8 protein-coding genes are annotated in these 7,263 nt (G+C 34.4%); 1 reads left to right on the top strand and 7 read right to left on the bottom strand.

Translation table 11 applies throughout. The features are described 5' to 3' along the window. Positions 1–334: 334 nt before the first annotated feature. The 6 genes from FFS26_RS16730 to FFS26_RS16705 form a co-directional block, all read right to left on the bottom strand. Positions 335–676 carry a YkvA family protein gene (locus FFS26_RS16730; RefSeq protein ID WP_110008082.1) on the bottom strand — a complete coding sequence of 114 codons (342 nt, stop codon included), beginning with the start codon at positions 674–676 and terminating at the stop codon, positions 335–337. An 82-nt stretch (positions 677–758) separates the two neighbouring features. Next, positions 759–1,298 (bottom strand): TlpA family protein disulfide reductase, encoded by a 540-nt coding sequence (locus FFS26_RS16725; protein WP_137905613.1) that lies wholly within the window; start codon positions 1,296–1,298, stop codon positions 759–761. A gap of 9 nt (positions 1,299–1,307) precedes the next feature. Continuing rightward, positions 1,308–1,871, bottom strand: a complete 564-nt coding sequence (locus tag FFS26_RS16720) for a thioredoxin family protein (RefSeq protein ID WP_110008080.1) — start codon at positions 1,869–1,871, stop codon at positions 1,308–1,310. Between the two features lie 17 nt (positions 1,872–1,888). Beyond that, positions 1,889–2,959 carry a chorismate synthase gene (gene aroC, locus FFS26_RS16715; RefSeq protein WP_137905612.1) on the bottom strand — a complete coding sequence of 357 codons (1,071 nt, stop codon included), beginning with the start codon at positions 2,957–2,959 and terminating at the stop codon, positions 1,889–1,891. 50 nt (positions 2,960–3,009) lie between these two features. Beyond that, complete coding sequence (locus FFS26_RS16710) at positions 3,010–4,644, bottom strand: LIC_10190 family membrane protein (RefSeq protein ID WP_228449448.1); 1,635 nt, start codon at positions 4,642–4,644, stop codon at positions 3,010–3,012. Between the two features lie 55 nt (positions 4,645–4,699). After that, positions 4,700–5,248 carry a glycine zipper domain-containing protein gene (locus tag FFS26_RS16705; protein WP_110008078.1) on the bottom strand — a complete coding sequence of 183 codons (549 nt, stop codon included), beginning with the start codon at positions 5,246–5,248 and terminating at the stop codon, positions 4,700–4,702. A 240-nt stretch (positions 5,249–5,488) separates the two neighbouring features. Here FFS26_RS16705 and FFS26_RS16700 point away from each other — a divergent pair, with 240 nt between their 5' ends. After that, complete coding sequence (locus tag FFS26_RS16700) at positions 5,489–5,929, top strand: hypothetical protein (RefSeq protein ID WP_110008077.1); 441 nt, start codon at positions 5,489–5,491, stop codon at positions 5,927–5,929. A gap of 652 nt (positions 5,930–6,581) precedes the next feature. Here the strand turns inward: FFS26_RS16700 and FFS26_RS16695 are convergent. Then, positions 6,582–6,809, bottom strand: coding sequence for a glutathione synthase (locus FFS26_RS16695; RefSeq protein WP_137905611.1), 228 nt, complete (start codon positions 6,807–6,809; stop codon positions 6,582–6,584). Positions 6,810–7,263: the final 454 nt, after the last annotated feature.

The raw sequence follows: 7,263 nt of genomic DNA, 5'->3' as shown, positions 1-7,263 counted from the left end.
ACCATTCATAGTCTCCATTCAGTACGAATGAAAGTCCTGAAGGCTTTATTTCGTAGGAACACACTGTTCCAACCCGAGGATTCTGATCCCCGGCAATATTCCCTGTCATGGCTTATAGAATTTAAATAGCTTTCAGCTGAAAGCCATAGAGACAGGATTACTTTTCAGATTAAATTGTAGGAGAGGATGAAGGATTATATCCTCATACAGGGTTACATTCTTTTTCATTTTGTTCTTGTGTTTGTTCAAAAACAAAAGTAAAAAAAATCTTCGTATAGTGATATAAAAAAACATCCCGGATTGGCCGGGATGGTGTTAAAAATATAATAAACTGTTATTTTACAATTTCAGCATCAATGACTTGGGTACCGCTATATTTCTGCTGGGCTTCCCACAATAAAAATTTGTCAACCTCTTTGATGAGCTTAGGAATGGTAAGTGACAATACTGCCAGGTCATCCATAACTCCAAGAACTGGTATAACAAATTCAGGAAGGAGGTCAATAGGAGAGAGTACATATAAAATCCCCAGTAAAGGAAGAATAATGTCTATGGATTTCATTGGATAAATACCTTTTCTCCACATTTTAACCATTCTGAAAATATCAGGGATCTTTTTGATAAAGCCCTTATGATTGATGGCTTCTTTTGCAAGATTTAATTTTGAATATTTCATTTTGTGTTTGGATTAATAAATTTTTCAACGCTATAAAATTCGCAAATCCTGTACCAACAAATTATAAAATTTAGTTAAAATATTATTTGATAATATTGTCAATGAACTGATGCACAGTCTCTGTGTTCCAGTCTTTTGTAGCATCCTCTTTAATAAGGATTCTTCCGTGTTTATCCAGTAGGAAAGTGGTAGGAAATACCTTTGGAAGAATTTTCTCAGAAATAGGACTTTGAGCAATATATACCGGAACAGTATAGTTGTTTTCTTTCAAAAACTTCCTTACATCCTCTTCTTTATCATTCATGGCAATTAAAACAAAATCAACATGATCTTTTCTTGTATCATAAAGTTTCTGAATAGAAGGCCATTCTTTTCTGCAAGGTGGGCACCATGTTCCCCAGAAGTTCAGAAAAACCCCTTTATCTTTAAAATTCTTAAGATTGGTGCTTGGCGCATTAATGCCTTTAAGTTCTATATCATAATCCTCTTCACTGATATGAACCGCATTTTCAATAGTGGCTACAGGAAAGAATGCATCTTTCAGAGAGTTTCTTATTCCGGGTACGAAGGCAACCACACCTATGATGGCAATAATTACAAGATAAATGACATTTTTTTTCATATCACTTTTTTATAGCAGGCCTAAAATTTCCTGAACAGCATCTTTACCTCTGTTTTTGGCATAATATATCTGCAGATCATTGTAGAAAGTATCTTTTGGATACGCTTCAGGATCAGCTTTATATTTCATCAGAAGCTCATATCCATATTTGGGACGTGGCCCCCATGAATTTTTTACATTCAGGTCTTTGTCAAGGATAAGGACTTTCGGAATGGATTCCGTACCGTTCGTTAAAAATTGGTTGATTAAGCTTTTATCATTGTCTCTCAGAAAAACTCTTACTTCATTATGTCCTTCAAAAAATCTGAAAAGAGCAGGTACTGTTGCACTTGCGTCTCCACACCATGCTTCGGAAATAATCAGAATTTTTCCGTCAAAGTTTTTGGCAGCAAGTTCTTTCAGCTGATCCTCATCCGGAACGTACTTTTTTACCGTTCGGTCCATTCTCTGAAGACCCAGCTCGTAATATTGTTTATAGTCAGCTTCCTGTTGGTTGGCAGGATTTTCTAATCTTTCTTTTGCAATCTGAAGATATTCTTCAAACGAAATTCCTTTATCCCAGTAATTTTTCATTACCAAAAATATTTATGTTAAAAATTATTGATGTTTCTTGTTTTGTTGATCAAAAACAGATCTGCCAGTACAAACGCAGCCAGACTTTCCACTACAGGAACGGCTCTTGGAACGACACAAGGATCGTGGCGTCCTTTTCCTTCTACAATGACTGGATTTCCGTCTTTATCAATACTGTCCTGAGGTCTCAGAATAGTAGCTACAGGTTTGAAAGCTACGCGGAAATAGATGTCCATTCCATTGGAAATTCCACCCTGAATACCTCCTGAAAGGTTAGATTTTGTTGTAAAATCTGTATTGAAGGCATCATTATGTTCTTTTCCTGTCATTTTAGCACCACAGAAACCACTTCCATATTCAAAGCCTTTGCAGGCATTGATGTTCAGCATTGCTTTTGCCAGTTCAGCCTGAAGCTTAGAAAATATGGGTTCACCGATTCCTACAGGAACATTTTTAATCACACAGGTGATGGTTCCTCCGATTGTGTTTCCTTCTTTTTTGATCTCCTTGATTCTTGCAATCATCTTTTCTGCCGTTTCAGTATCCGGACAACGAACATCATTGCTCTCTGTTTGGGAGAAGTCTAAAGCCTGATAAGGCTTTTCACAGAAAATATCACCTACGGAAGAAACGTAAGCATTGATTTCAATGTTGGGTAAAAGTTGTTTGGCAAGGGCTCCTGCCACTACCCAGTTCATTGTTTCTCTTGCAGAAGATTTTCCGCCGCCACGATGATCCCTGAAACCAAATTTCTGGTCATAAGTATAATCAGCATGGCTTGGACGATATGCGCCTGCTATGTGATCATAATCTTTAGATTTCTGATTTTCATTTTCAATGATAAAACCGATGGGCGTACCTGTTGTTTTGCCATCAAAGATTCCGGAAAGAAACTTTACCGTGTCGCTTTCCTTTCTTTGTGTAACGATTGCCGACTGGCCAGGTTTTCTTCGGTTCAGTTCATACTGAACTTTATCGAGATCTACCGTTAAACCTGCCGGAAAATTATTGATGATACCGCCATAAGCCACTCCGTGACTTTCTCCAAATGTTGTAAGACTAAGAAGATTACCTAATGTGTTGAACATGATACAAAATTACCTTTTTTTCTTCAGATAATAAAGTTTCTGGATTTGTTCTATTTATCAGTGTTTTCGATAGTATTGATAACCTTTTGGACTTCCTCTTTTTCTTCTGAGGTCATCTTTTTCCTGATAAATCCTTTTTTGATATCATTTTTATCCGAGAGTTGTGGAAAAATACCGGCCTTTACATTATCGAAAAAATAAGCCGGAGTGATGGCCGGAAGCGGTGTGTCAAAACTATAAGGATAATGGTGAACCATATTAAATTTAAAATTTCCTACCTTAAATGTATGAAACTGCTGATATTCATACGTTGCAGGCTTGTATATCTGTTCTTTTTCAAATCCTTTCATGAAGTTTCCGGATCTGAAACTTGGAAGATATCTCTGGATAAATTCCGGGAAAGATAAAATGGAAATAAAAAATACGCTTAAAATTGAGAAAACAATAACAGCTTTTTTCTGATCAAAATATTCATGGAAAATAACAAAGAATATCACGAAAAAGACATCTGTGAAAAATCTGTATTGGGCTGAAAAAATAAGAACTAATATACTCTTTATCAATAATGAAAGACAGATCAGGGTGGTGAGCTTTTTCTTTTTTACTAAGGTAAAGACAGTGAAAATGACTAAGCTCAAAACAAAAAGAATGTTGATTTTGGATTTGATTCCTTCCAGAGAAAACCAGTTTCTGATATAATCTGCAGTTGAAAATTTCTGGATTTCTTCATACGTGTACTGCATATCATACGTTTTCATAATGGCAAATTGTGAGGAGATTTTTAAAACCTCCGGATCAGGCTTCCAGGCTACTCCTATATCGCCTATTGCTATCGGAAAAACCGGGTATCCAAATGTCCAGATATTTTTAATGAAGAAAAGCAGTAAAATGATTATTCCTGAAAAGAAGGATCTGAAATGGGTTTTAAAAATAAAAACTGAACTTAGGAATGTCAATACAGGCAGCCATATCATGGTTGGTTTTATGGCAAAAACAAATACTGAAAATGTAAAAAGGAAAGTGGAATTTCTGTTTCCTGTCATGATCTCATTTAAAATAATCAATGAAAAAATAATGACAGGAAGATCAGGGCTTGGAGACTGTGAAAACAGCAGCAATACCGGTAGGAAACATAGATGTATCCAGTTTTTCTTTTCAATACTATAAATACTGTAGATGATAAGCAGCACTGTATTGATTCTAAAGAAAGGCTCAGAGAAATTAGAAAACCCAGCCTGAAAGATATGCCAGACAGACATTTGCCCTAAGGTGAGGTCTACATTAGAAATTCCCTTTACCAGACCATATTCTGTGAGCCATTTTAGCGTAGGAATATAATATCCGAAATGATCCAATATATAAGGATAAAAAGAACCTGCGAATATAATAACCAGAGAACTTACACTTAATACTTTAAATTCTTTTTTTGTAAGCTGATAGAAATCCTGATAAAGTTTGTTTTTAAAGAAAAAGAATAACCCTGAGAATATGGAAGGTATTTCGATATTGATATTCAAGGGGGTGAAAAATGAGATAACTGTCCATATCAGACTTAATCCCAGGATTCCGGATAAAATTTTCCCTGAAATTCCCTGAAACAGAACTCCCCATATATTTTCCATGATCTTTCCCCAGCCCATCAGGACAGGAATGATGAAAATGGATGAAAACAGAATCAGTATCATAAAAAAAGATTGCTTAAAAGTAAGCAATCTTTGTATTTTATCATTAAAATATTTATTAACGGGGTTGTACTCGTCCGTCTTTTCTATCCTGTGATCTACCAATAGTATATCCTGTAGCACCTCCTACAACACCACCTATGACAGCACCAAGGCCTCTGTTTTTCTTAGCGACTATGGCTCCGACAGCTGCTCCACCTACGGTACCAATAACAGTTCCTTTGGCAGCCTTACTCCATCCTTTTTTCTGTGTGGTTCCCTGTGAAGTACCACTTCCGTTATCGGCATAGCTTCCGTTGCTGCCTGAACCAGAGTTTGAGCTTCTGTCTCTATATACTGTTCGTGTTTCTCTGATCACCTGTGGTTTTGAATTATTTTCAGCAGCAGCTCTTGATTTTTTACTTTCTGATATACTGTCTGCTTTTTTCTGGGCTTCGTATACCATTTTTTCTTTTTCAATAGCCAGTTTTTGTTTTTCTATTTCAAGTTGTCTGGCCTGAAACTCAAGTTTCTGTGCTTCCAGCGACTTTTCTGCAACACGGTCATCTTTCTTGCAGGCCGTCATTAAAAAGACGGATAAAAAACCTGCCAATACTATCTTTCTCATAATTCAAATTTTAATACAATAAAGCCAAATGACTTAATTTTAGTTTTATTTTCAATTATAGAGCCAAATTTTAGTTAACGAGTGTTAAAATTAATAGTTAAAAGGAAAATAATTTTGAATAATGATGAGTATTATATTGTTAATGCAGGGTTTTCAGGAGTATTTGTAAATTTTATTTCATTAATAGTTTTTATTGAATTCATATAAGTTGAGTATTTTTGAATACCAAATACGTTTAATATGAAAAAATCAATCTTTACAGTATCAGCAGTGATTACATTGCTTACTGTTGCCACATCGTTTTCCTCCAGAGAAATAGCCCAACCCTATAAAGGTAGTTCAGGAATAACCGGTGAAACGCCAAAAACTCAGACCTATAAGATCCGGTACGGTCTTCTCTCAAAAAACGGAACCAAAATTCTTTCTGGAAATTATGATGTAGGAAGTTTTCTTGCTGAGAATATAGCTACAGGAGAAGTGTATGATACCTATTACGGTGGCGGATTTCAATCTGTTCCACAATATTATGATGGCCTTCCTGCAGGAACCTATAATTTTTCTGCTACGCAGGGCCAGGGAGGCTGGGTAGGTTATGGAACTGTCGTTGCAACGGTTTCTGATGCCCATGTAGATGCTGATGGATATGTTACAGTGTATATTCCAATCATTTGGGAGGAATAGTCTTGTGAGCAAATAAATATTTAACTAAATTTACCCGTTCACAGATGAAGATTTTTTGGTTTACTAAATAATTTCACCCTGTTTTGTGGTGTTTAATTGATCTTCAGATGCAGTTTGATTCTTATAGAAAGTATTCATTCTTCTGTTCCGGTATTGTATAATGTTTTCTGCTTGGAAAATGTAACAATATATGGTCGTTTTGAATGATTCCACAATATTCTGTTTGGATTTTTCTAAATAGATTTTTTTCATCATTTGTGTTTTTTAGGCCTCCTTGCGGAGGTCGTTTCTTTTTATGCTTTATATGACTTAGCGAATATGATAATTGTGCAAAACATGATATTTTTATGATGCATTTTCATCTAAAGAAATGCTGTTCTCCCAGTTATAAGAAAACAGAGTATTACAGATTTTAATTATTGTCTCTTTTTGAGAAATATTTGAAAGGCTCGGAAAAATCCCTACTTAAAAGAATTAAAAATTTTATGAGTATAATCATAAAATAAAAAAAAAGAGTGGTATATCTTTGACTAAGAATTAATAGATAAAATAATTTTTATCTCTGATATAAAATTTTTTTTCATCATTTGTGTTTTTTGAGGCCTCCATTTCTGGGGGCTTTTTCTATATGATGAACATTTCTGAATTGCCCTTATACATCAAATAGAATTCTACCGTCGAACGGACTGTCCCAAATGATTGATATTTTGTCATTTGATTTTCGTAACTGAGGCTGAATCATTTCATAGTTTCCATTTTCTGTCATTCTTTCCACGATAAGATCTGCCCCTTCACCTATTTCACTTATTGTATACTCCAACTGATATTCCCCATCTTTGATTTTTGTGAAATCTTCTTTATTAAAATTTTTTTGTGACATGACATTTAAATTTTACTGGGTTGGTTTAAATAAAGAATAAAGTATGCCAATTTGTGACAAAAAATATTTTTATAGCCGGGTAAGTTATTTTAATTTTTTTTTATGTCATGAATGTAAATTTTATTTTATTAAAATGTAAATTACTTTTTTTTTAATACTTTTGCCAGACCGTTATATTTATTTGAAATTATTAGAAGTAATTATGAAGTGATTTTTAAAGTATCAGTAAAATCGGTTTAAAATACTGAATTGATTAAAATGGTGCTGCAGTAAGAAATTAACTTTTTTTCTCAAAATTGTTATTCTTGGCACGATTTTTCAATATAGAAATGTAACTCATGTTTAATTTGAGTTTTCATGGTTATTAGTTTTTATCCTCGGAATTTCCGGGGATTTTTTTTTGATCTGATATGACGCTGCTCATAAACTCAGGTTGATGTATCCCTTTATCTTT

It is taken from the genome of Chryseobacterium sp. 2VB (genome assembly GCF_005503635.1).
Classification (GTDB): Bacteria; Bacteroidota; Bacteroidia; order Flavobacteriales; family Weeksellaceae; genus Chryseobacterium; species Chryseobacterium cupriresistens.
Note: the sequence above shows the minus strand (reverse complement) of the source record. Positions and strands in the feature narration are given on the sequence as shown.

Coding starts and splice junctions, on each gene's coding strand:
- FFS26_RS16700 (WP_110008077.1), top strand. CDS start 5,489: ATGAAAAAATCAATCTTTACAGTATCAGCAGTGATTACATTGCTTACT.
- FFS26_RS16705 (WP_110008078.1), bottom strand. CDS start 5,248: ATGAGAAAGATAGTATTGGCAGGTTTTTTATCCGTCTTTTTAATGACG.
- FFS26_RS16720 (WP_110008080.1), bottom strand. CDS start 1,871: ATGAAAAATTACTGGGATAAAGGAATTTCGTTTGAAGAATATCTTCAG.
- FFS26_RS16725 (WP_137905613.1), bottom strand. CDS start 1,298: ATGAAAAAAAATGTCATTTATCTTGTAATTATTGCCATCATAGGTGTG.
- FFS26_RS16695 (WP_137905611.1), bottom strand. CDS start 6,809: ATGTCACAAAAAAATTTTAATAAAGAAGATTTCACAAAAATCAAAGAT.
- FFS26_RS16710 (WP_228449448.1), bottom strand. CDS start 4,644: ATGATACTGATTCTGTTTTCATCCATTTTCATCATTCCTGTCCTGATG.
- FFS26_RS16730 (WP_110008082.1), bottom strand. CDS start 676: ATGAAATATTCAAAATTAAATCTTGCAAAAGAAGCCATCAATCATAAG.
- aroC (WP_137905612.1), bottom strand. CDS start 2,959: ATGTTCAACACATTAGGTAATCTTCTTAGTCTTACAACATTTGGAGAA.